Origin of the sequence: Pseudomonas iridis, assembly GCF_017980685.1 — a bacterium.
Lineage (GTDB): Bacteria > Pseudomonadota > Gammaproteobacteria > Pseudomonadales > Pseudomonadaceae > Aquipseudomonas > Aquipseudomonas iridis.
Genome location: NZ_JACXXO010000004.1, coordinates 296,504 through 319,704 on the forward strand (window position 1 = coordinate 296,504; position 23,201 = coordinate 319,704).

General features: G+C 59.6%; 17 protein-coding genes and 2 pseudogenes. 5 read left to right on the forward strand and 14 right to left on the reverse strand.

Features of this window, described 5'->3' with window-relative positions:
* Nucleotides 1-31: 31 nt before the first annotated feature.
* Nucleotides 32-3,157 carry a membrane-targeted effector domain-containing toxin gene (locus tag IEQ42_RS10485; RefSeq protein WP_210703462.1) on the forward strand — a complete coding sequence of 1,042 codons (3,126 nt, stop codon included), beginning with the start codon at nucleotides 32-34 and terminating at the stop codon, nucleotides 3,155-3,157.
* Between the two features lie 86 nt (nucleotides 3,158-3,243).
* On the opposite strand, the gene guaA is transcribed toward IEQ42_RS10485, so the two are convergent.
* From guaA to IEQ42_RS10505, 4 genes and pseudogenes are all read right to left on the reverse strand, one after another.
* Nucleotides 3,244-4,821, reverse strand: a complete 1,578-nt coding sequence (gene guaA / locus IEQ42_RS10490; RefSeq protein ID WP_210703463.1) for a glutamine-hydrolyzing GMP synthase — start codon at nucleotides 4,819-4,821, stop codon at nucleotides 3,244-3,246.
* 99 nt (nucleotides 4,822-4,920) lie between these two features.
* Nucleotides 4,921-6,390, reverse strand: a complete 1,470-nt coding sequence (gene guaB / locus IEQ42_RS10495) for an IMP dehydrogenase (RefSeq protein WP_047302990.1) — start codon at nucleotides 6,388-6,390, stop codon at nucleotides 4,921-4,923.
* Nucleotides 6,391-6,596: 206 nt separating this feature from the next.
* Nucleotides 6,597-7,145, reverse strand: a complete 549-nt coding sequence (locus IEQ42_RS10500) for a sugar ABC transporter ATPase (RefSeq protein ID WP_047302993.1) — start codon at nucleotides 7,143-7,145, stop codon at nucleotides 6,597-6,599.
* Between the two features lie 198 nt (nucleotides 7,146-7,343).
* A pseudogene (locus IEQ42_RS10505) lies at nucleotides 7,344-7,544 on the reverse strand (sulfite exporter TauE/SafE family protein); the annotation flags it as partial.
* 62 nt (nucleotides 7,545-7,606) lie between these two features.
* On the opposite strand from IEQ42_RS10505, the pseudogene IEQ42_RS27290 reads away from it, so the two are divergent.
* The 4 genes and pseudogenes from IEQ42_RS27290 to leuA form a co-directional block, all read left to right on the forward strand.
* Nucleotides 7,607-7,732, forward strand: a pseudogene (locus IEQ42_RS27290) (LysR family transcriptional regulator); the annotation flags it as partial.
* A 10-nt stretch (nucleotides 7,733-7,742) separates the two neighbouring features.
* Nucleotides 7,743-9,122 carry an exodeoxyribonuclease VII large subunit gene (gene xseA / locus IEQ42_RS10510; RefSeq protein WP_042560913.1) on the forward strand — a complete coding sequence of 460 codons (1,380 nt, stop codon included), beginning with the start codon at nucleotides 7,743-7,745 and terminating at the stop codon, nucleotides 9,120-9,122.
* Between the two features lie 3 nt (nucleotides 9,123-9,125).
* Nucleotides 9,126-9,947 carry a M23 family metallopeptidase gene (locus tag IEQ42_RS10515; RefSeq protein ID WP_210703464.1) on the forward strand — a complete coding sequence of 274 codons (822 nt, stop codon included), beginning with the start codon at nucleotides 9,126-9,128 and terminating at the stop codon, nucleotides 9,945-9,947.
* Nucleotides 9,948-10,427: 480 nt separating this feature from the next.
* Nucleotides 10,428-12,107 (forward strand): 2-isopropylmalate synthase, encoded by a 1,680-nt coding sequence (gene leuA / locus IEQ42_RS10520; protein ID WP_150601797.1) that lies wholly within the window; start codon nucleotides 10,428-10,430, stop codon nucleotides 12,105-12,107.
* A 178-nt stretch (nucleotides 12,108-12,285) separates the two neighbouring features.
* Here leuA and IEQ42_RS10525 read toward each other — a convergent pair whose 3' ends face one another.
* From IEQ42_RS10525 to rlmN, 10 genes are all read right to left on the reverse strand, one after another.
* Nucleotides 12,286-13,077: an amidohydrolase gene (locus IEQ42_RS10525; RefSeq protein WP_042560916.1), complete on the reverse strand. Its 792-nt coding sequence runs from the start codon at nucleotides 13,075-13,077 to the stop codon at nucleotides 12,286-12,288.
* Nucleotides 13,065-14,213, reverse strand: a complete 1,149-nt coding sequence (locus tag IEQ42_RS10530) for a pyridoxal phosphate-dependent aminotransferase (protein WP_210703465.1) — start codon at nucleotides 14,211-14,213, stop codon at nucleotides 13,065-13,067. Before IEQ42_RS10530 ends, IEQ42_RS10525 begins: the two co-directional genes overlap by 13 nt.
* Before the next feature lie 154 nt (nucleotides 14,214-14,367).
* The gene (gene der, locus IEQ42_RS10535) at nucleotides 14,368-15,837 is read right to left on the reverse strand and encodes a ribosome biogenesis GTPase Der (RefSeq protein WP_150595767.1); all 1,470 of its coding nucleotides are present in this window, start codon (nucleotides 15,835-15,837) and stop codon (nucleotides 14,368-14,370) included.
* A gap of 138 nt (nucleotides 15,838-15,975) precedes the next feature.
* A complete protein-coding gene (bamB, locus tag IEQ42_RS10540; RefSeq protein WP_210622604.1) occupies nucleotides 15,976-17,127 on the reverse strand; it encodes an outer membrane protein assembly factor BamB in 1,152 nt (383 codons plus the stop codon).
* Nucleotides 17,120-17,761: a YfgM family protein gene (locus IEQ42_RS10545; protein ID WP_042560920.1), complete on the reverse strand. Its 642-nt coding sequence runs from the start codon at nucleotides 17,759-17,761 to the stop codon at nucleotides 17,120-17,122. Before IEQ42_RS10545 ends, bamB begins: the two co-directional genes overlap by 8 nt.
* Before the next feature lie 41 nt (nucleotides 17,762-17,802).
* The gene (gene hisS / locus IEQ42_RS10550) at nucleotides 17,803-19,092 is read right to left on the reverse strand and encodes a histidine--tRNA ligase (protein ID WP_210703466.1); all 1,290 of its coding nucleotides are present in this window, start codon (nucleotides 19,090-19,092) and stop codon (nucleotides 17,803-17,805) included.
* Nucleotides 19,093-19,125: 33 nt separating this feature from the next.
* Nucleotides 19,126-20,235, reverse strand: a complete 1,110-nt coding sequence (gene ispG, locus IEQ42_RS10555; protein ID WP_042560922.1) for a flavodoxin-dependent (E)-4-hydroxy-3-methylbut-2-enyl-diphosphate synthase — start codon at nucleotides 20,233-20,235, stop codon at nucleotides 19,126-19,128.
* A gap of 3 nt (nucleotides 20,236-20,238) precedes the next feature.
* Nucleotides 20,239-21,273 carry a RodZ domain-containing protein gene (locus IEQ42_RS10560; protein ID WP_210703467.1) on the reverse strand — a complete coding sequence of 345 codons (1,035 nt, stop codon included), beginning with the start codon at nucleotides 21,271-21,273 and terminating at the stop codon, nucleotides 20,239-20,241.
* Nucleotides 21,273-22,031 (reverse strand): type IV pilus biogenesis/stability protein PilW, encoded by a 759-nt coding sequence (pilW, locus tag IEQ42_RS10565; RefSeq protein ID WP_210703468.1) that lies wholly within the window; start codon nucleotides 22,029-22,031, stop codon nucleotides 21,273-21,275. Before pilW ends, IEQ42_RS10560 begins: the two co-directional genes overlap by 1 nt.
* A gap of 12 nt (nucleotides 22,032-22,043) precedes the next feature.
* The gene (rlmN, locus tag IEQ42_RS10570; RefSeq protein WP_150592714.1) at nucleotides 22,044-23,192 is read right to left on the reverse strand and encodes a dual-specificity RNA methyltransferase RlmN; all 1,149 of its coding nucleotides are present in this window, start codon (nucleotides 23,190-23,192) and stop codon (nucleotides 22,044-22,046) included.
* Nucleotides 23,193-23,201: the final 9 nt, after the last annotated feature.

Genomic DNA, 23,201 nt, shown 5'->3' on the forward strand with positions numbered 1-23,201 from the left:
ATCTTCGTTTTCCCCATGGATGGACAAGTGCATGAACGCACCCGAACGCCGCCAGCTGCCCAACGCGGCAGACAAGGCCAGCCTCAAGGCAATCGCAACAACCCTCGTGCTGGTATGTCCAGGCCTTGAGGACGCGGCCCGAGCCGTCGCCACTCAGTTACTGACTGATAAAGGTCTGTCGGGCGCCAATCCGGACCGGATTTACTTCCATCGATTCAGGACCGCGCAGAGCAGCGCCCTGACGTTCACCGGTTGGGAACACCCGCAGGAGAAACCGTACGAGTCGTTGACCCTCACGCAACTGGTGATCCAGCGTTTTCGCGCCACCGATCAGGACAACGCAGACCTGCTGGCGCTCTACTGCGGTTTCTACTCCGACGGGCCGGAGGCCGAAAGCTTCGATCAGAGCAATGAAGTGCGATTGCTGGGCAGTGATGTGTTGAATCAATTCTGGAACATCGATTTCAGCACGCGCTACACCGGGGAGCTGACGACGTTCTGGCAGGCCTCGGCGGACGACTTCCGCACGTTGGCCAAGTGCAATTTTCTCGCCCTGGCGGTGCAGGCACTCAAGCACGGCCACCTTAACGGGACAGATTTCCAGCGCGTGATCGACGCGGTGACTGGGCCCATCACCTGGCCCGTCACCCTGCAAATGCTGCAGGCAAGCCACGCGGCCAGCGGCGAAGTACGTGCATTGGAAATTGACGGACATGTCGCCATCAATGCCCTGCGCCTGGTGCAGGACAGTGGCCGGCAGATCCTCTATCTGCCCGGCGAAGCCCGAGCTTTGCGGGTCATGGAGGACGACGCGGATCTGCACTGGTGGGTGCTCGAACAGATGAACACCGAGGGCAAGCGCAAAGCCTTTCTAAACCGGTTCCCGCTGGCCGATCGCAACGCGATGAACGAAAAGCTGACCGATCTGATGAACCGTCTGGTGAGCACTTGGGGTCGCAGCGATCATCGGCTGGTCAATGGCAGCAGCGTCGCCATCAACGCTGACCCGTTCACCTGGCTAACCGATTCGACACGCAACGCCATGTTTGCCGAGGCCCGTCTGGCGCTGACCTCCAACAGCGATCTGCGCAAAAAGCTGTGGATGGGTTATTTGAGCGCCGGTCTGAAGGTCTTCGGCCCGATGGCCGCCGTGGGTTGGCCGCTGGCACTACCGGTGATTGGCGCTGGCATCGCCAACATGAGCCTGAACATCGACCTGGCAGTCAACGGCAGGACTCCCGCCGAGCGCAGGGTCGGCACCCTGGGCGCGGTGCTCGACGGTATCGAGGCGCTGCTCAACGTTCCGTTCCTCAGCGGCTCCGGCGCGCTGCTGGAGGTGGGCCCGCAGGTTGAATTTGCCGAGGCCGAGGAAATGGCCGGGTTGATCGAGTTCACTGCGGCGAACCAGCCGTTTTTGCCAGCGCTCGATGCGCCGCAGGCCGTAGCCGAAGCCGAAGCCGAGGCGGGCGAGACGGCAACCGGGCTGTCGGATGAGGCCACAACCCCTTCGCCCACTCGCGAAGTGCTCGCCCCCGCTGCACCGCCAACGTCTTCGGCACTGAGGATCCCTGTCCGGTATCAGTGTGATGCCGTGCTTGAACACCTTCACGCCGAAACCGAACCGGGTAGGTTCCAGGGCATTTACCGCCTCGACACAGAGCCGGCGTATGCCATCAGCCTCGATGGCAAACCGTATTACGTGCGTTACTTCACCGCCTCCGAGGACAGTGGCAACTGGGCGATCGTCGACCCGGAGCGGCCCAGCCAGTTCGCCTATTCCCTGCCGGTTCGCTTGAGTGCCGGCGGCACCTGGGAGCGCATGCCGGCGCTGCGTCTCAAAGGCGGCGGGCAATGCCTGGGCACTTGTGGCCCCGGCAAGAGCTCGTCGATCCCCTCACTGGAGCCAACGACAGACGAATCTTTGGTCCTGTCACCCGCGACGATTTCCCGCCCGCTGCGCCGCGTGCGTACCCTCTACGACGTGTACGGTACGGACATGCTCAACCTGAGAAAATGGGCAATGAACCTGCCCGACGATTCAGCCGATGCAGCTGCCGGCGCCGCCAGCAATGGGACGGTCGACCACGTGTATGCCACCCATTTCAGCCACCGACGCACACAGCTTCTGAGTGAGGCCAAGGAGTTTTACGCCGAGCTGGACTGGAACAACCTGCCGGTACGGCCGAAACAGCCTGCAATCACCCGCGCCATGCCAACCGGCGAACTGATTGACGGCATCTTTGAACACGCCGAAGGCCTGGCCGTTGGCGAAACTCTCGATCGCATCACCAGCATGCGCTTCATGATCGAAAACATGCCCGCGCTTGCCCGACATGCCAAGACGCTCTATGTGCGTGGCCTGCTCAATGATTTCGCTCAGGTTGATCTGAACAACTACTACACCAGCGGGCAGATGTCCGAAGATTTACGCCTTTACCTGACCAGCCTCGGAACCGATCCGAACGAGAGGTTCAACATGCTCGAGCTGGTCAGGACGGCCCAGGCCAATGGCATCCGGGTGCAAGGGATCGATTGCGCGGCGAGCTACAAAATGAAGGTGTCCCTCACCTCGATTGAAGAGCAAATGATGCACACCAGTCTGATGTCGCAAATCATGTGGGGGGATGATGTGCTTAACGGTCCAGGCAAATGGATCGCACTGATCGATGCCCAGAACACCAACAACTTCAGGAACCTGCCCGGCATCAGCGAACTGCGGGGCGGCATCGGTTTGCGGATAGAAGAGGCCTTGCCGTCAGAGGAGGTTGGCGTGGACATCGACCCTGGCATCAAAGTCGCTCGCGGCCCCTTCGACAATGGTGCAAGCACACGCGACTCGTTCGACTATCTCTACGCCGACCTGCGCCTGCAAATCGAAGCGCCCCCCGTGACCTGGACCGAGAAAACACTGGATCGGCTGCTGCACCGCAATGGCATGTACCTGCTGGAAAAAACCCAGAACAATTACACCCTCATACGCCGCAATAGCTCGGGCAACCTTGTCCGAACCCCGGTCAATCAGACAGTGGACGGCCAGGTGTATGTCTGGGTCCAGGCCATGCCGCGGATCAGTGGCGTATTGTTTCCTGATGTCGCCGCACTCTCCCAGCGCCTGACGGAAATAGGGCTGAAACTGCAAAGCCGCCTGCCCCTCTGAACGTTTTCGCGCACCTGAAACGAAAAACCCCCGGCCAAGGCCAGGGGTTTTCAGTCACTTGATGCAGGCATTCAAGTGCAGGGGGATCATTCCCACTCAATCGTCGCCGGCGGCTTGCTCGACACGTCGTAAGTAACGCGCGAAATGCCTTCGATTTCATTGATGATGCGGCCGCTGACAGTTTCCAGCAGTTCGTAAGGCAGGTGCGCCCAACGTGCGGTCATGAAGTCGATGGTTTCTACGGCACGCAGGGCAACGACCCAGGCGTAACGACGGCCATCACCAACCACGCCAACCGATTTCACCGGTTGGAACACCACGAACGCCTGGCTGACCTTGTGGTACCAGTCGGCTTTGCGCAGTTCTTCGATGAAGATGTGGTCGGCACGACGCAGCAGGTCGGCGTATTCCTTTTTCACTTCACCGAGGATGCGCACGCCCAGGCCCGGGCCCGGGAACGGGTGACGGTAGACCATGTCGTACGGCAGGCCCAGTTCAAGGCCCAGACGACGGACTTCGTCCTTGAACAGTTCGCGCAGTGGCTCGACCAGTTTCAGGTTCATCTCTTCCGGCAGGCCGCCCACGTTGTGGTGCGACTTGATCACGTGAGCCTTGCCGCTTTTGGCGCCAGCCGACTCGATCACGTCCGGGTAGATGGTGCCCTGAGCGAGGTACTTGATGTTATCCAGTTTGTTCGACTGGGCATCAAAGACATCGATGAAGGTACGACCGATGATCTTGCGCTTCTTCTCTGGGTCGGCTTCGCCGGCCAGATTGTTCAGGAACTGCTCTTCAGCGTTGGCGCGAATCACCTTGACGCCCATGTTCTCGGCGAACATGGCCATCACTTGCTCGCCTTCGTGCAGACGCAGCAGACCGTTGTCGACGAAGACGCAGGTCAGCTGGTCGCCGATGGCTTTGTGCAGCAGCGCGGCAACCACCGAGGAGTCAACGCCGCCGGACAGACCCAGCAACACGTTGTCGGTACCGACCTGTGCGCGGATGTTGGCAATGGCGTCTTCAGCAATCTTCGACGGCGTCCACAGTGCTTCGCAGCCGCAGATGTCGAGGATGAAGCGCGACAGGATACGGCCGCCCTGTTTGGTGTGGGTCACTTCCGGGTGGAACTGCACGCCGTAGTAGCCGCGGTCGTCGTTGAACATGCCAGCGATCGGGCAGCTTGGGGTGCTGGCCAGAATGTGGAAGTCTTCCGGCATCTTGGTGACCTTGTCACCGTGACTCATCCACACGTCGAGGCCGAACAGGCCATCGGCGTCGATGTGGTCTTCGATGCCGTCGAGCAGACGGCTCTTGCCGACCACGTCAACGCGGGCGTAACCGAACTCACGCAGCTCGGAACCTTCAACCTTGCCGCCCAGTTGCTCGGCCATGGTCTGCATGCCGTAGCAGATACCGAAAACCGGCACGCCGAGGTCAAACACGGCTTGCGGGCAGCGCGGGCTGTCGGCTTCGTGCACGGACTCGGGGCCGCCGGCGAGGATGACGCCTTTTGGTGCGAATTCGCGGATCGCATCTTCGTCCATGTCGAACGGGTGCAGTTCGCAGTAAACACCGATCTCGCGCACGCGGCGGGCGATCAGTTGCGTGTATTGCGAACCGAAGTCGAGGATCAGGATGCGGTGAGCGTGAATGTCGAGGGCCATGATTCAGTCTCGTCTAAGTAATTCAGAAACAGTCGTGATTCAGAAACAACTCGGGGCTGAATAACACAGCCCCGGTTGCTTAACGATTTGCTTGAAGGCTCAACCTACGCGGTAGTTTGGCGCTTCTTTGGTGATCTGCACGTCGTGAACGTGGGATTCGGCCATGCCGGCGCCGGTGATCCGCACGAACTCGGGCTTGGTGCGCATTTCTTCGATGTCGGCGCTGCCGGTGTAACCCATCGAGGAACGCAGACCGCCCATCAACTGGTGAATGATCGCGCTCAGGGTGCCTTTGTACGGCACTCGGCCTTCGATGCCTTCCGGAACGAGTTTCTCGGCGCCTGCCGAGGAGTCCTGGAAGTAACGGTCGGAGGAACCTTGAGCCTGGGACATGGCGCCCAGCGAACCCATGCCGCGATAAGCCTTGTACGAACGACCCTGGAACAGTTCGATCTCGCCCGGCGCTTCTTCAGTACCGGCGAACATCGAGCCCATCATCACGCAGGAAGCACCGGCAACGATGGCCTTGGACAGGTCACCGGAGAAACGGATGCCGCCGTCGGCGATCAACGGCACGCCTGTGCCTTCAAGGGCAGCGGCGACGTTGGCGATGGCACTGATTTGCGGAACGCCGACACCTGCGACGATGCGGGTGGTGCAGATCGAGCCAGGGCCGATACCGACCTTGACCGCATCGGCGCCAGCTTCGGCCAGGGCCTTGGCGGCAGCGCCGGTGGCGATGTTGCCGCCGATCACCTGCACGTCAGGGAAATTCTGTTTGACCCAGCGAACACGGTCGATCACACCTTTGGAGTGACCGTGAGCGGTGTCGACCACCACCACGTCCACACCGGCATGGACCAGTGCAGCGACGCGGTCACCGGTGTCTTTACCGGTACCGACCGCAGCACCCACGCGCAGACGACCTTGATCGTCCTTGCTGGCCAGCGGGTAGGCTTTGGCTTTTTCGATGTCGTTGACGGTCATCATGCCTTTGAGGGCGAATTTGTCGTCGACGATTAACACGCGCTCGATGCGGTGCTTGTGCAGCAGTTCGCGTGCTTCGTCCTTGCTGGCGCCTTCCTTGATCGTGACCAGACGCTCTTTAGGCGTCATCACTTCACGGACGGTGGCTTCCAGACGGCTTTCGAAACGCACGTCGCGGGAGGTGACGATGCCGACCAGGTCGCCATCGTGCAGCACCGGAACGCCGGAGATATTGTGCATGCGGGTCAGTTCGAACAGGTCACGCACCGTGGCATCAGCCTCGATGGTAATCGGATCCTTGACCACACCGGCTTCGAACTTCTTGACCTTGCGCACTTCGGCAGCTTGCTGCTCGATGGTCATGTTCTTGTGGATAATGCCGATGCCACCTTCCTGAGCCATGGCGATTGCCAGACGGGCTTCAGTAACGGTGTCCATGGCGGCAGAAACCAGAGGAATGTTCAGTTCGATGCCACGGGTAAGACGGGTCTTGAGACTGACTTCGTTAGGAAGCACCTCGGAATAACCAGGTACTAAAAGAATGTCGTCGAAGGTCAGAGCTTCTTGGCTGATACGCAGCATCGCGGGGGCTCCCGAGCGGGAAAATGGAAGCGCGCCATTATAGTCAGACACCCCCTGCTGTTCAATGTAAAACTCAGCCTAATTGATATACGGGAAACCCTGCTCTTTGTAGGATTTGCCGAAGGCTGCGATCTTTTGATCTTGCTTTTGAGGAACAACGTCAAAAGATCGCAGCCTTCGGCAGCTCCTACACAGGGAATGTGGCGTTAGAGTTCGACTTTTACCCAGCTCACAGGTTGATCGAGCCAATCGGCGAATTCGTCGATAAAGCTCTGTTTGAAACCCGCTTCCAGCCAGTTGTTGAAGATGAACCCGAGGTTGGAGAACGCGCACTCCTGCAAGAACAGAAAGCCATTGATGTCGTCTTCGTGGCCGCATTCGGGGCAGGTGAAGTTGTCGGTGCGTGCCGGCATCCATTCCTCAAGGCTATCGAACAGCGCTTCGCCGATTTCCCGACGACATTCGGCGCAACCTGCTTCTTCGAGAAAACCTTTGGCCGGGGTGAAGATGCAACGCTTGGTGACGATCTCCAGACCATTGATCGGCTCGCCGAATGGCAGCGCCTCGGGGTGCAGCACCACCGCGCGGGCGCCATCAGCGATCGCGTAGGCCATGCGGTTGCCGGTGCGCCCGCAGGTGCTTAGCTCTTCCTTGACGATGTTCTTGCGCACCAGCCAGCGCACGATCGCCCGCGCCCGGGGCTCGTGCACCGGCAGGGTGGAGATTTTCGGGACGATGATGCTTTGCGAATTCATGATGCAGCCTGCGACGTCAAATGGAAGTTCTGCGGTGCTCACTCCACCGCCATCGCGGGCAAGCCCACTCCCACGGGGGCTGAGGCGAATACAAACATTGTGATCGACTCAAATCACTGTAGGAACATCGGTGCGCCGATTCGACTTGCCCGCGATGGCGTCAGTGCGGCCGGCAGCTTAATCCCTGACGAAATCCGGTCAAGTGCTGAAGTAGCGCACGATCAACGCAATCCCGCTTGCCAGCACCAGCCACATCACCAGTCGCACAAATGCCTCGCTGGACAAACGCATCGTCAGCCGCCGACCAGTTCACAATCCCAATGCCATGGCCGGCAACAGACACAGCGCCAGCATCAACAAGGGTAGCTCGGCATATACACCTGCGATGGCAAACAGCCCACCGCCATGCATGGCAGCAGCCGCAACCATTCGATTTTTGCTGTTGATTCAGGACAGCGCCCCCCATCGGCGTAGGATTCCTTCCCTCGGATGCCGATTGCAACAGCACCGTCGCCCTCGCCTATAGGCAAAATCCCACACCTTTGATCCAACACTTCCTCCAGACATTCACCGGCGAATGCCTTTAAACTGCGCCCCATGATTAAAGATCCCTTTGCAAGACTTGGCCTGGACCGTGAAGTCCTGACCGTCAGCCAGCTCAACGGCCGCGCGCGGGTGTTGCTTGAAGACGTGTTCAGTAATATCTGGGTCGAGGGCGAAATCTCCAACCTCGCCCGTCCGGCGTCCGGCCACATCTATTTCACCCTCAAGGACAGCGGTGCTCAGGTGCGCTGCGCACTGTTTCGACAGAACGCCGCTCGGGTGCGTCAGGCGTTGAAGGACGGTTTGGCGGTAAAGGTGCGCGGCAAGGTCTCGCTGTTCGAGGGCCGTGGCGACTATCAATTGATACTCGACACCGTGGAACCGGCCGGTGATGGCGCGTTGCGCCTGGCCTTCGACGCGCTGAAGGAAAAGCTCAGCGCCGAAGGTCTGTTCAGCGCCGAACGCAAAGTGCCGCTGCCGGCCCATCCACAGCGCATCGGCATCATCAGCTCGCCGACCGGTGCGGTGATCCGCGACATCATCAGCGTGTTCCGCCGCCGGGCGCCACAAGTGCAGCTGACGTTGATCCCGACCGCCGTACAGGGCCGCGAAGCCACCGCGCAAATCGTCCGCGCCTTGAAAATGGCGGACGCGCGCGGCTTTGATGCATTGATCCTCGCTCGTGGCGGTGGATCGCTGGAAGACCTCTGGTGCTTCAACGAAGAAGCCGTGGCCCGTGCGGTCGATGCCTGCGTGACGCCAATCGTCAGCGCCGTCGGCCATGAAACCGATGTGTCGATCAGCGACTTTGTCGCCGACGTGCGTGCGCCAACACCTTCCGCTGCCGCCGAGTTGCTCGCCCCCGACTCCAGTCATCTGATCCGTCAGGTCGAAAGCCTGCATCGTCGTTTGGTAATGCGTATGCGTGACCGCTTGATGCGCGATCGTCTGCGCCTGGAAGGCATGGCTCGTCGTTTGCGTCATCCCGGCGAACGTCTGCGCCAGCAGGCTCAGCGCCTGGATGATCTGGATATGCGCATGCGTCGGGCTTTCGAGCGCCAGCTCAATACCCGCCGCGAACGCCTGATCCGTCTCGAAACCCGCCTCGCCGGACAACATCCGGGACGCCAACTGGCGATGTTGCGCCAGCGCCTCGACAGCCTCGCCGAACGTCTGCCCCGGGCCATGCGCGAAGGTCTGAAAAACCGCCGACTGCAATTGCAAAGTCAGATGCAGACGCTGCATGTGGTCAGCCCGCTGGCCACCCTGGGCCGCGGTTACAGCATTTTGCTCGACGAGCGCGGCAACGCGATTCGCAACGCCGCGCAGACCCACACCGGCCAGCGCCTGAAAGCCAAACTCGGCGAAGGCGAACTGCAAGTGCGCGTCGAGGACAATCACCTGACGCCCGTCACCCTTTCTTTACTGGACTGATCCATGCCGCGTTTTCTGGCTCCATTGTTTTTGCTGTGCCTGACCTTCAATGCCCACGCCGACAGTTACATCACCCGGCTGCTCAACAAACCGGTGCCCGGCGGTGTGGCCGTGGTTGATCTTGGCGCTGCCGCTCAGGCGCCGAAAGCCACATATCAGGGCAAACCAGTGCTTGTGGTGAAAGAACAGAACAACTGGCTGGCGATTGTCGGTGTGCCGTTGACGGTCAAGCTTGGCGCACAACAGATCAGCAGTGGCGGCCGAACCTTGCCGTTCACCGTTGGCAGCAAAAAATACCCGGAACAGCGCATCACCCTGAAGAACACCCAGCAGGTCAATCCCAACCCGGCCAACCTCAAGCGCATCGAGGGCGAACTGGCCGAGCAGATCAAGGCTTATCGCAGCTTCAGCCCGAACATTCCAAGCAATCTGTTGCTGGACAAACCGGTCAACGGGCCGCTGTCGAGCAAGTTTGGCGTGCGCCGGTTCTTCAACGGTGAAGAACGCAATCCTCACGCCGGCCTCGATTTCGCCGTACCGGCCGGCACGCCGATCAAGACCCCGGCGGGGGGCAAGGTGATCCTGACCGGCAATTACTTTTTCAACGGCAATACGGTGTTTGTCGATCATGGCCAGGGCTTTATCAGCATGTTCTGCCATATGTCGAAAATCGATGTGAAGGTTGGCGATCAGCTGGCTCGTGGCGCAGTGGTTGGCAAGGTCGGCTCGACTGGCCGGGCGACCGGGCCGCATATGCACTGGAACATCAGCCTGAATGATGCGCGGGTGGATCCGGCGATTTTCATTGGTGCGTTCCAGCCCTGAGTTATGTGATGAGGCTACCGGCCTCATCGCGGGCAAGCCCGCTCCCACAGAGTTCGAGGTGAACATGAATGTTGTGTACACCACCAATCTCTGTGGGAGCGTGGCTTGCCCGCGATGACGGACTCACTGTCATCGAAATATTCTGGAATAACACATCGCTCTCAATTGCGCCCCAACCAAACCTCGCGCAAACATCAAAACGAACTGGCAACTTACAAACAATAAAATCGCGCAAAACCCGTCTTTTCGAGTATTCCTCTCAATTTTTTTCGACCACTTGCCAACCTCTGTCCTCGCGGTTAGGGTTGAAGGCATGAAAACCTCTCACACCCTTATTCAGCTTCGCCAGCACCGCAGCCTGTGCCTCGTCAGCGCACGACTGCCAGGCTGAATCGCGGCGCCTCGTCCTACGCTTTTCCCAACACATTCGTTGTACCGGCAGGCCGCCTCTTTTCGGCCCAGACAATAAGGAATTTCCCGATGAGCATGCTCAAAGATCCGTCCTCGAAATACCGCGCGTTCCCCGTCATCAACTTGCCTGATCGCACCTGGCCGTCGAAAACCATCGATACCGCGCCGATCTGGTGCAGCTCCGACCTGCGTGACGGCAACCAGTCGCTGATCGAACCGATGGACGCGGCGAAAAAGCTGCGCTTCTGGAAAACCCTCGTGCAAGTGGGCGTGAAGGAAATCGAAGCCTCGTTCCCGGCGGCTTCGCAAACCGACTTCGACTTCGTGCGTACCCTTATTGAAGAAGGCCACATCCCGGACGACACCACCATTCAGGTGCTGACCCAGGGTCGTGAAGACCTGATCGAGCGCACATTCGAATCCTTGCGCGGCGCGAAGAAAGCCATCGTTCACCTGTACAACGCCACCTCGCCTTCTTTCCGTCGCATCGTCTTCAACCAGGACAAGGACGGCATCAAGGCCATCGCGGTAAACGCGGCCAAGCTGTTCGTCAAATACGCCGCCATGCAGCCGGACACCGAGTGGACTTTCGAATACTCGCCGGAAACCTTCAGCGCCACCGAACTGGAATTCGCCAAGGAAGTCTGTGATGCAGTGATCGAGGTCTGGAACCCGTCGCCTGAGCACAAGATGATCCTCAACTTGCCGGCCACTGTTGAATGCGCGACGCCGAACATCTATGCCGACCAGATCGAATGGTTCGGTCGCAACATCAACCGTCGTGACAGCGTGATCATCAGCCTGCACACCCACAACGACCGTGGCACCGGCGTGGCCGCCACCGAGTTGGGCCTGATGGCTGGCGCCGATCGCGTCGAAGGCTGCCTGTTCGGCAACGGCGAGCGTACCGGCAACGTCGATCTCGTTACCGTCGCACTGAACATGTACACCCAGGGCCTCGATCCTCAGCTGGACTTCTCCGACATCGACGGCGTGCGCAAAGTCGTTGAAGAGTGCAACCAGATTCAGGTCCACCCACGTCACCCGTACGTTGGCGATCTGGTCCACACCGCATTCTCCGGTTCCCACCAGGACGCCATCCGCAAAGGCTTCTCCCAGCAGAAACCAGATGCCCTTTGGGAAGTGCCGTACTTGCCGATCGACCCGGCCGATATTGGCCGCAGCTACGAGGCGGTGATTCGCGTCAACAGCCAGTCGGGCAAGGGTGGCATTGCCTACTTGCTGGAGCAGGAATACGGCATCAGCCTGCCGCGTCGCATGCAGATCGAATTCAGCCAGGTCGTACAGCGTGAAACCGATCGCCTGGGCCTTGAGATGACAGCCAAGCAGATCCACTCGCTGTTGATCAGCGAGTACCTGCAAGCCAACACCCCTTATGCGCTGGTCAGCCATCGCCTGCAGGAAGAAAACGGCAACAGCGCCGTCGAAGTCGAAGTGGCGAGCAAGGGTCAGGGCGAAACCAACCTGCATTGGCGCGGCAAGGGCAACGGTGCGCTGGAAGCACTGGTGGCCGGCTTGCCGATTCCGGTGGAGATCATGGACTACAACGAACACGCGATTGGTGCGGGCACCAATGCCAAGGCAGCGGCTTACATCGAGCTGCGCGTGAACGGTGAACGAGCGGTGCACGGCGTGGGTATCGATGAAAACATCACCACTGCCAGCTTCAAGGCGCTGTTCAGTGCGCTGAATCGCTCGTTGAGCCAGCCGGAAGCGAAAGCGGCTTAATCCACCGCTGAAACGCAAAAGGCCCCGAAGTGAAAGCTTCGGGGCCTTTTTTTGCCTGACATGTTTGTGCAGATTTCAAAGCCCCATTCGCGAGCAGGCTCGCTCCCACAGGAGGATCGCATTCCAATGTGGGAGCGAGCCTGCTCGCGAAAGGGCCCACCCCGTCACCGCTTGAATTTCAGGTGAATTCGAAGGTGTCGGCATCCAGATTCGCCGGAAAACGCTCGCGATAAGCCGCCAGTGGCGCCGCTTCCAGCACAGCCTTGAACACCCCGTCCGCCTCCCCCGCCGCCAGCAAAGACTCGCCCTGAAAATCCAGCACTTGGCTGTCGCCGGTGTAGGCAAAGCCTTTGCCGTCGGTGCCAACGCGATTCACCGCTGCCACGTAGCAGAGGTTTTCGATAGCGCGCGCCGGCAACAACCGATTCCAGTGCAGCCGCCGCGCACCCGGCCAGTTGGCGGTGTACAGGAGCAGATCGGTGTCCTGCGCATCACGGCTCCACACCGGGAAACGCAAGTCGTAGCAAATCAGCGGACGAATTCGCCAACCCTTGAGTTCGAACTGCACCTGCCGCTCACCGGGCGTGTAGTGGTTGTGTTCGCCGGCCATGCGGAACAGGTGACGCTTGTCGTAATGCAGCACTTCACCGTCCGGCCGTGCCCACAGCAGGCGATTGCGATGGCTGCCGTCGGCCGCCTGGATGATCACGCTGCCGGTAATGACCGCATCAAGTCTGGCGGCCTGAAGTCGCAGCCACTTGCTGGTCGGACCATTCTCGGCTTCGGCGAGGGTTTCCGACTCCATGGAGAAGCCAGTGGTGAACATCTCCGGCAGGATAATCAGATCCGCCCCACGCGCCTGTTCCAGCAACACCTCGAAATGTTCGAAGTTGGCCTGGCGGTCGTGCCACGCCAGACTGGTCTGGATCAGCGCCAGATTAAGGTCAGGTAATGCACTCAGATCACGCATAGTTTTGCCGCCGCTTCGCGCAGCGTCTCCTCGCGTTTGGCAAAGCACAGGCGCACGAGGCGCTGGCCTTCAGGTGGACTCTGGTAGAAAACCGAGATCGGAATACTCGCCACACCGTGCTCGCGGGTCATCCACAGGGCCATCTCGACGTCATTCAGGTCAGGACGAATCTGTGAGTAATCGACCAGCTGGAAATAGGTGCCGGCAACCCGGTTAAAGGTGAATCGCGACGGTGCCAGCAAATCACAGAACAGATCGCGCTTGGCCTGATAGAACGCCGGCAGCTCTTCGACATGCTCCGGGTGCTCGGCCATGTAATCGGCCAAGGCGTATTGCAGCGGCGTGACGCCGCAGAAACTGACGTACTGGTGCACTTTACGCAGCTCAGCCGTCAGGGCCGGCGGCGCGACGACGTAACCGGTTTTCCAGCCAGTAACGTGGTACGTCTTGCCGAACGAACTGACCACGAAGGCGCGCTGATACAGCTCTTCATGAGCCAGCACGCTGACATGCGGCACGCCATCAAACACCAGGTGTTCGTAGACTTCATCGCTGATCAGATAAATGTCGCGATCGCGAATCAGCGCCGCCAATTGATCCAGCTCGGCGCGGCTGATCAGCGCACCACTTGGGTTGTGTGGGGTGTTGAGGACGATCATGCGCGTGCGTGGGCTCAGGGCGGCGGCAAGCTTGTCGAAATCGATGGAGAAATCGTCGGGGCTCAGTTGCACATGCACGCAACGACCGCCAGCCAATTGCGTTGCGGGGTCGTAACTGTCGTAGCACGGGTCGAACACGATGACTTCGTCGCCGCTGTGGATAACTGCCTGAATCGCACAGAAGATCGCCTGTGTCGCGCCGGGCGTCACGGTCACTTCATGTTCGGCATCCACCTTCACGCCATAGCTGCGGGCGATCTTCGCCGCGATCTGCTGGCGCAGTGCTGGCAGGCCGGTCATCGGCGAATACTGATTATGGCCACTGGCAATGTGCCGACCTACCGCATCGCGCAGAGACTGCGGGCCGTCGAAATCAGGAAAACCCTGGGACAGGTTGATGGCGCCGGTCTGCGCCGCGAGCTGAGACATCTGCGTGAAAATCGTGATGCCGACATTCGGCAGCTTACTGGTGATCATCGGTAGCCCCTTGCAGGTGAAACGCAAGTTTCAAGCGTCAAGCTGCAAGCTGCAAGCAAAAACCCTCGCCCACAAAAAAGGGCTCCATACGGAGCCCTCTTTGCTTCTACTGCTTTTACTTGAAGCTTGCAGCTCGAAACTTGAAGCTGCTGTTTTATTTCTTGTCGCGGCGTTTCTTGTCGGCTTTCTTGGTGTGCGACATCATCCGACGCTTCCTGTTGACCTGGCGGTCGGTCAGGGTGTTTTTGTTGCCTTCGTACGGGTTCTCGCCGCCCTTGAACTCGATGCGGATCGGCGTACCGACCAGCTTCAGCACACGACGGTAAGTGTTTTCCAGATAGCGCACGTACGACTTCGGCACTTTCTCGATCTGGTTACCGTGGATCACGATGATCGGCGGGTTCGCACCACCCAAGTGGGCGTAACGCAGCTTGATCCGGCGGTTGTTGACCATCGGTGGTGCGTGTTCGCCAACCGCGTCTTCCAGAATCTGGGTCAGACGGTTGGTCGGCCAGCGGGTGACCGCCGACTTGAACGAGTTCTGTACGGAAGCGTAGAGGTTGCCCACGCCAGTGCCGTGCAGTGCCGAGATGAAGTGGATGTCGGCATAGTCAACGAAGAACAGGCGACGCTGAAGTTCGACTTTCACGAAGTCGCGCTCGCTCGGCGTCATGCCGTCCCACTTGTTGATCGCGATCACCAGCGCACGACCCGACTCGATGGCGAAGCCCAGCAGGTTGAGGTCGTGATCGACCACACCTTCGCGGGCGTCCATCACGAAGATCACCACGTTGGCGTCTTTGATCGCCTGCAGGGTTTTGACCACGGAGAATTTTTCGACTTCTTCGTGAATCTTGCCGCGCTTGCGCACACCAGCGGTGTCGATCAGCGTGTACTTCTCTTCATTCCGTTCGAACGGGATGTAGATACTGTCGCGGGTGGTGCCGGGCTGGTCATAAACGATGACCCGGTCTTCACCGAGCATGCGGTTAACCAGAGTCGACTTGCCAACGTTCGGACGACCGATGATGGCGATCTTGATGCCGTCTTTTTCGCTCGGGCCAGGAATGCGCTTGGCTTCCTCGCCTTCGGCAACGACTTCTTCTTCGCCGTCTTCCGGCTCTTCTTCGTCTCTCGGGAATTCACCCAGGGCGATTTCCAGCATCTGAGTAATGCCACGGCCGTGAGCACCGGCGATAGGAATCGCGTGGCCCATGCCCAACGGAGCAAATTCAGCGCGGGCCATTTCCGGGTCGATGTTGTCGACCTTGTTGGCAACCACGTAGGAACACTTGTTACGTTTGCGCAGGTGTTCGGCGATCATCTGGTCGGCGGCGGTGAAACCGGCCTTGGCATCTACCAGGAACAGCACAACATCTGCTTCTTCAATGGCCAGCAGCGACTGCTCGGCCATTTTTTCGTCCATACCGTGCTCGTCACCGGAGATACCACCGGTGTCGACCAGAATGTAGGAACGCCCTTGCCACTTGGCCTCACCGTACTGGCGATCACGGGTCAGACCGGACAAGTCGCCGACGATGGCGTCGCGAGTCCTGGTCAGGCGGTTGAACAAGGTGGACTTGCCGACGTTCGGTCGGCCCACCAGGGCGATTACGGGAACCATGCGGCTCTCCACTTCGTTATTTCAGAAAATACAAAAGCCGCTGCGAGGCAGCGGCTGGTGCTCGGGGCAACACTGCGGGGTGAACAGGTTCACTCCCACAAGTGAAGCTGCCTGGGGTGTTATCCCCAAGCATAGTTGTTACTTGATGGTCAGGGCTTCCAGTTTGCCGCTGTTGCCATACACATAAATCGTGTCCCCCACCACCAGCGGACGGGCACGCAGGCCGTCGCTGTCGATGCGCTCACGGCCGACGAAACGACCGTCAACCTGACTCAGCAAATGCAGATAACCTTCCAGGTCACCTACTGCAACATAGCTGGAGAACACTTCCGGAGCCGACAGCTGGCGGCGAGCCAGCGAATCGTTGCTCCACAAAGCCGTGGTAGAACGCTCGTCGACGCCTTCAACGGTGCCCGAAGACAGGCTCACGTAAACGCTGCCGAAACCTTGAGCAATACCGGCGTAGCTCGACGCATCGCGCTGCCACAGTTGACGACCGCTTTCCATATCCAGTGCCGCAACGCGACCCTGATAGCTGGCAACGTACAGCGTGCCGCCGGACAGCAGCAGACCGCCGTCGATGTCGACCACGCGCTCCAGTTCCGAACGACCCTGTGGAATCGCAATGCGTTGTTCCCACACCGGGACGCCATTGGAAATATCCAGGGCGACTACTTTACCGGTCGACAGGCCAGCCACCGCGAGGCGGTTGGTCACGAGCGGTGCGCTGGTGCCACGCAGGGTCAGCACGGCTGGAGTGCTGTCATACACCCAGCGTTGAGTACCGGTGGAAGCATCCAGACCGATCAAACGATCGTCCTGAGTCTGCACCACGACCACGTCGCCGTTGTTGGCCGGCGGCGCGAGGACTTCGCTGTTGACGCGAGCACGCCACTTCTCTTCACCGTTGATGGTGTCCAGAGCGACGACTTCGCCACGCAGCGTACCGATCAGAACCAGACCGTAACCGACGCCAACGGCGCCGGAGACAGGCAGATCAAGATCCTGTTCCCACTTCACGTCGCCGTTGCCGCGATCCATGGCCATTACCACGCCGGTCACATCGGCCGCGTAGATGGTGTCACCGTCGATCGCCGGTACCAGCATGTTGTAGGTTTCGCCCTGACCGTCACCGATCGAACGACTCCACTGCTTTTGCAGAACCACTTCTTCCTTGAAGTCGGTCAGCTCGGCCGGTGGCAATTCTTTTTTGCTGTTGCTGCTGCAACCCGCGGCCAAAATGGCCAGAGCCAGCAATGCTGCATGCTTCCAACGGATCACGTCACGCATCCCCTTTAGCCAGGTCGTCGAGCTTGATTTGAAGGCCACCGACCGCCGCTTCATCCGACAGTGCTGCCTTGGCTTTTTGATACGCCTTGTTCGCGTCGTCGGTACGGCCCAGCTTCACCAGCAGGTCGCCCTTGAGTTCTTCGCGAGTGGCCAGGAACGCCGTGTCGGCGTCGCCGTCGAGCAGTTTCAGAGCGTCATCCGCCTTGTCCTGCGCGCCCAGCACCTGCGCCAGACGCTGACGGGCGATTTCGCCCAGCGCCGGATTGGCCGGTTTGTCGACGATGGTTTTGAGTTCGGTCGCGGCGTCGTCCAGCTTGCCGCTGTCGACTGCAACCTTGGCCACGAACAGGCTGCCGTACTGCGCGTAGGCAGTGCCGCCGAATTCGCTCTTGAGCTTGCCGGCCAGATCCGCAACGCGGGCAGCATCAGGCTTGCCGTCAGGCGTCAGCGTGGTTTCCAGCAGTTGCTGATAGAGCACCGAGGCGCCTTGCGACTGGTTGTCCTGATATTTGTGATAAGCCTGCCAGCCGAACACGATAACCAGCGCCAACAGGCCGCCGGTGACCAGAGGTTTGCCGTTGCGTGTCCACCAGTCCTTCAAATCCGCCAACTGTTCGTCTTCGGTACTCGACACCCCAATACTCCTTAATCGCTAAATCGGCTGTTAGGACAGCTTCAACCCTGCACGACGCAGGTGGCCAGGTGAGCGGCAAGCGCATCCCAGGCAATGCTTTGTTGTTCGCCCTGGCCACGCAGGGGTTTGAAACCTACCACTTGCTGGGCCATTTCGTCGTCACCGAGGATCAGTGCGTACAGCGCACCGCTCTTGTCGGCCTTCTTGAACTGGCTTTTGAAGCTGCCAGCGCCGGCATTGACTTGCAGACGCAGGTTTGGAAGCTGATCACGTACACGCTCGGCCAGAGCCAGACCGGCCAGCTCGGCTTCTTCACCGAAGGCGCAGAGGTAGACGTCGACCTGACGGGAAATTTCTTCCGGGATCTGCTCGAGGGTCTCGAGCATCAGCACCAGACGTTCGATGCCCATGGCGAAACCAACGCCGGTGGTCGGCTTGCCACCCATCTGCTCGACCAGCCCGTCGTAACGACCGCCCGCGCACACAGTGCCCTGGGCACCGAGCTTGTCGGTGACCCATTCGAATACGGTTTTGCTGTAGTAATCGAGGCCGCGTACCAGCTTCGGGTTGAGCACGTACGGAATGCCGACGGCATCCAGACGGGCCTTCAAGCCTTCAAAGTGTGCACGGGACTCGTCGTCCAGGTAGTCGGCCATTTTCGGCGCATTGACCAGCACGGCCTGGGTGTCGACATTTTTGGTGTCGAGCACGCGCAGCGGGTTGGTTTTCAGGCGACGCTGGCTGTCTTCGTCGAGCTTGTCGTGATGCGCCGAAAGATACTCGACCAGCGCTCCACGGTAGCGACCACGGGACTCGCTGGTGCCGAGGCTGTTGAGTTCGAGTTTGACCGCATCACGGATGCCCAGCTCGCCCCACAGGCGCCAGGTCATGGTGATCAGCTCGGCGTCGATGTCCGGACCGTCGAGGTTGAACACCTCCAGACCGATCTGATGGAACTGGCGATAGCGGCCTTTCTGCGGACGCTCGTGGCGGAACATCGGCCCGATGTACCAGAGTTTCTGCACCTGGCCACCGCCCGTGATGCCGTGCTCAAGTACAGCACGTACACACGCTGCGGTGCCTTCCGGACGCAGGGTCAGGGAGTCGCCGTTGCGGTCTTCGAAGGTGTACATCTCTTTTTCGACGATGTCGGTCACTTCACCGATCGAGCGTTTGAACAGCTCGGTGAACTCGACGATCGGCATGCGGATCTGCTTGTAACCGTAGTTATCCAGCAGACGCGCAACAGTGCCCTCGAAATAACGCCACAGCGGGGTCTGTTCGGGCAGGATGTCGTTCATGCCACGAATGGCTTGCAATGACTTGCTCACTTTAAATCCTTAAATTCGTTCGGCTCTGTAGGCTCAGCCGCGCGCGATAACCGCTGCGTCAGCTTCGACCTTTTCGGCCGCTTTCTGGCGGATCAGCTTTTCCAGGTGATCCACCAGATTTTCATTCGTCAGTTTCTGCGCCGGCTTGCCGTCGATGTAAATCAGGTTTGGCGTGCCGCCGGTCAAGCCGATGTGGGCTTCCTTGGCTTCGCCGGGGCCGTTGACTACACAACCGATCACCGCGACATCCAGCGGCACCAGCAGGTCTTCAAGGCGCCCTTCCAGCTCGTTCATGGTCTTGACCACATCGAAGTTCTGCCGCGAGCAACTCGGGCAGGCGATGAAGTTGATGCCACGGGAACGCAAATGCAAAGACTTGAGAATGTCGTAACCGACCTTCACTTCTTCGACCGGGTCGGCCGCCAGCGAGATGCGGATAGTATCGCCAATCCCCTCGGCGAGCAGCATACCTAGGCCAACGGCGGATTTCACCGTGCCAGAACGCAATCCACCCGCTTCGGTGATGCCCAGGTGCAGCGGCTGGACGATTTCTTTCGCCAGCAAGCGGTAGGCTTCGACGGCCATGAACACGTCGGAGGCCTTCACACTGACTTTGAAGTCCTGGAAATTCAGGCGTTCGAGGTGCTCAACGTGGCGCAGGGCCGATTCAACCAGCGCCGCCGGAGTTGGCTCGCCGTATTTCTTTTGCAGGTCTTTTTCCAGCGAGCCGGCGTTGACGCCGATACGAATCGGGATACCGCGGTCACGAGCGGCATCAACCACTGCACGCACGCGATCTTCACGACCGATGTTGCCCGGGTTGATGCGCAGGCAGTCCACACCCAGTTCGGCTACGCGCAAAGCGATCTTGTAGTCGAAGTGAATGTCGGCAACCAGCGGCACCTTGACCAATTGCTTGATCTTGCCGAATGCCTCGGCAGCGTCCATGTCCGGCACCGAAACGCGAACGATATCGACGCCAGCCGCTTCCAGACGATTGATTTGTGCAACGGTGGCGGCTACGTCATTGGTGTCACTGTTGGTCATGCTCTGCACAGCGATAGGCGCATCGCCGCCTACCGGTACGTTGCCGACCCAGATCTTGCGCGAAACGCGACGTTTGATTGGAGATTCGCCGTGCATGACTTATTGACCCAACTTCAGGCGAGCAGTCTCGCCACTGGTGAACGGAGCGGTATCGACCGACTGGCCGTTGTAGCTGACCTGTGCGCCACGGGCATAGCCCAGTCGTACGGCAAACGGTGGTTTGCCGGCAACAGACAGGCTATCGCCTTTACGCTTGAGGCCACTGAACAGAATCTTGCCGGTGCCATCGGTGACTTGCGTCCAGCAATCAGCAACGAATTGCACAGAAACCTGACCTTGACCCGCTACTGGCGCAGCCGCTTGCGCGGTTGGCGCTGGCGTCGCAGGAGCCACCGGAGCGGCAACGGTCGGCGCAGGAGTAGCCGGCACATTCGCTGCCGGCGTAGCCGGTGCAGCGACAACCGGAGCCGGCGTTTGAACCGGTGCAGTTGGCGTCGCGGCCGGTGCTGCTGGAGCCGTTGCCGGCGCAGCAGGCTCGGCGCCAGTGGATTCAGCGGTGGTTTCCGACTGCGGCAACGCCAAATCAGTCGGGCCTTCGGCCTGACCTTCGGCAACGGCCTGGTCTTCCGGTTCGTCAATCGGGTGAATCTGCGTGGTGCCGTCGGCGCCTTCGACTTCGACGTGCTCAGGAGCGAGGCTGGTCAGGTCTTTGGTGCGCTGCGAAGTCTGATCCTGCCACCAGACGAAACCGCCGCCGATGACCGCGATCAGCAACAGCAGGCTGACGATGCGCAAAATGGTGTGGGAGACCCGCACCGGCTCTTCGATACGTCCCAGCGCATGCACGTTGCTGCCCTGGGAATCGGTGCCGGTGGACTGGTCAAACTGCTGAACCAGAGCGGTCTGGTCCATGCCGAGCAACTTGGCATAGGCGCGAATATAGCCGCGAGCGAAGGTGTGCCCCGGCAGCTTATCGAAAGCGCCGGCTTCAAGATTGCTCAGGGAAGTCACGGTGAGGTTGAGCTTGAGGGCCACTTCGGCCAGCGACCAGCCATTGCTTTCGCGGGCCTGGCGCAAGGTCTCACCGGGGTTAACGCGATTCGCTGCTACAACTTCGGGATGCGCCGCTTTCATCATTGCTCCGACAGGTATTGCTGATATTCCGGCGTACCGGGATAGAGTCGTTTTAATTGCAGGCCATAACTGGCTGCCTTGTCGCGATCTTCAAACACTTTCGCCAGCCGAACGCCGAGCAATAGACTACGTGCATTTTGTTCGGTTAGCAGGCTGAAACGGTCGTAATAGTCACGTGCGGGCACATAATGCCTGTCTTCGAAGGACAACTCAGCCATTTCCAGCAACGCTCGCGGTTGTTGACGATTCAACCGCAGGGCTTTTTCCAGTTGCTGCTGCGCCAGATCACGCTGGCCGAGCTTTGCCGCCGTCATGCCGAGGCTCTCGAACACGCGCGAGCGCTCAGGATACAGGGTATCGGCGGCGGCCTGTTCAAAACGCTCGTAGGCTTCCTTGTAACGCTGTTCTTCGTAGAGAAAACTGCCGTAGTTGTTGAGGGTGCAGGCATCGGCGGGACGGGAAGACAAGGCCTTGCGGAAGTGTTCGTCAGCAAGTGCAGGCTCCATCTCGGCCTGGAACACCAGTCCGAGCGCAGCATTGGCGTCCGGGTCAGAGCTGTCCAGGTCCAGGGCCTTTTTCAGCGGCACCTTGGCGCGCTCGGTCATGCCCTGCTGCAAATACCCCAGCCCCAACTGCACATAAGCGGCGCGCGCTTCATCGCGGCCCTTGCTGGTCTTCATCGGGTTGTAGTCACCCGACAGGACACAGCCAGCACTCAGGCTGGCCAACAGCAACAGCAGCGCAAAGCGCAGGAACATAGAGATCCTCTCTTAGTTTGTATTCGCGGCGTTCTGCGCCAGATCACCGTCGGCGTTCAATTCCCGCACGGCAATGTAACGTTCGCTGCGACGGGTGCGATCCAGCACCTGTCCTACCAATTGTCCACAAGCCGCGTCGATGTCTTCACCACGGGTGGTGCGCACAGTGACGTTGAAGCCTGCCTGATGCAGTTGATCCTGGAACCGGCGGATAGCATTGTTGCTAGGCCGCTCGTACCCGGAGTGCGGGAACGGGTTGAACGGAATCAGATTGATCTTGCATGGAATGTCTTTCAGCAACTCGACCATCTCAACGGCATGTTCGACTTTGTCGTTGATGTCCTTGAGCAAAGTGTACTCGATGGTCAGCACGCGCTTCTCGCCCAGGGACGACATGTAGCGCTGGCACGACTCGAGCAGCATCTTAAGCGGATATTTCTTGTTGATCGGCACCAATTGGTTACGCAATGCGTCATTCGGTGCGTGCAGGGACAACGCCAGGGATACATCGATGTGCTTGGACAGCTCATCGATCATCGGCACCACACCCGACGTGGACAGAGTCACGCGGCGCTTGGAGATCCCGTAGCCGAGGTCGTCCATCATCAGATGCATGGCTGCGACGACGTTGTCGAAGTTCAGCAGCGGCTCACCCATGCCCATCATCACCACGTTGGTGATGGCACGGTCGACGGTCGCCGGGACGCTGCCGAAAGATTTGTTGGCAATCCACACCTGACCGATGACTTCGGCGGCGGTGAGGTTGCTATTGAAGCCTTGCTTGCCGGTGGAGCAGAAACTGCAGTCCAGGGCACAGCCTGCCTGGGACGAAACGCATAACGTGCCGCGTTTGCCCTGGGGAATGTACACGGTCTCGACACAGCTGCCGGACGCCACGCGCACCACCCACTTACGGGTGCCGTCGGTGGAGATGTCCTCGCTGACAACTTCGGGACCACGGACCTCGGCAATAGCCTTGAGCTTGTCGCGCAAGGCCTTGCTGACGTTCGTCATGGCGTCGAAATCATCGACGCCAAAGTGGTGAATCCATTTCATTACCTGACCGGCACGGAAACGCTTCTCCCCGATTGAGTCGAAGAATTTTTCCATTTCCGGCTGGGTCAGACCCAGCAGGTTGGTTTTAACAGTCGATGTAGTCATGGATTCACC

Excerpts from the sequence above, each read along its gene's own strand:
- IEQ42_RS10485 (WP_210703462.1), top strand. The coding sequence starts at position 32 with ATGAACGCACCCGAACGCCGCCAGCTGCCCAACGCGGCAGACAAGGCC.
- guaA (WP_210703463.1), bottom strand. The coding sequence starts at position 4,821 with ATGGCCCTCGACATTCACGCTCACCGCATCCTGATCCTCGACTTCGGT.
- guaB (WP_047302990.1), bottom strand. The coding sequence starts at position 6,390 with ATGCTGCGTATCAGCCAAGAAGCTCTGACCTTCGACGACATTCTTTTA.
- IEQ42_RS10500 (WP_047302993.1), bottom strand. The coding sequence starts at position 7,145 with ATGAATTCGCAAAGCATCATCGTCCCGAAAATCTCCACCCTGCCGGTG.
- xseA (WP_042560913.1), top strand. The coding sequence starts at position 7,743 with ATGATTAAAGATCCCTTTGCAAGACTTGGCCTGGACCGTGAAGTCCTG.
- IEQ42_RS10515 (WP_210703464.1), top strand. The coding sequence starts at position 9,126 with ATGCCGCGTTTTCTGGCTCCATTGTTTTTGCTGTGCCTGACCTTCAAT.
- leuA (WP_150601797.1), top strand. The coding sequence starts at position 10,428 with ATGAGCATGCTCAAAGATCCGTCCTCGAAATACCGCGCGTTCCCCGTC.
- IEQ42_RS10525 (WP_042560916.1), bottom strand. The coding sequence starts at position 13,077 with ATGCGTGATCTGAGTGCATTACCTGACCTTAATCTGGCGCTGATCCAG.
- IEQ42_RS10530 (WP_210703465.1), bottom strand. The coding sequence starts at position 14,213 with ATGATCACCAGTAAGCTGCCGAATGTCGGCATCACGATTTTCACGCAG.
- der (WP_150595767.1), bottom strand. The coding sequence starts at position 15,837 with ATGGTTCCCGTAATCGCCCTGGTGGGCCGACCGAACGTCGGCAAGTCC.
- bamB (WP_210622604.1), bottom strand. The coding sequence starts at position 17,127 with ATGCGTGACGTGATCCGTTGGAAGCATGCAGCATTGCTGGCTCTGGCC.
- ispG (WP_042560922.1), bottom strand. The coding sequence starts at position 20,235 with ATGCACGGCGAATCTCCAATCAAACGTCGCGTTTCGCGCAAGATCTGG.
- IEQ42_RS10560 (WP_210703467.1), bottom strand. The coding sequence starts at position 21,273 with ATGAAAGCGGCGCATCCCGAAGTTGTAGCAGCGAATCGCGTTAACCCC.
- pilW (WP_210703468.1), bottom strand. The coding sequence starts at position 22,031 with ATGTTCCTGCGCTTTGCGCTGCTGTTGCTGTTGGCCAGCCTGAGTGCT.
- rlmN (WP_150592714.1), bottom strand. The coding sequence starts at position 23,192 with ATGACTACATCGACTGTTAAAACCAACCTGCTGGGTCTGACCCAGCCG.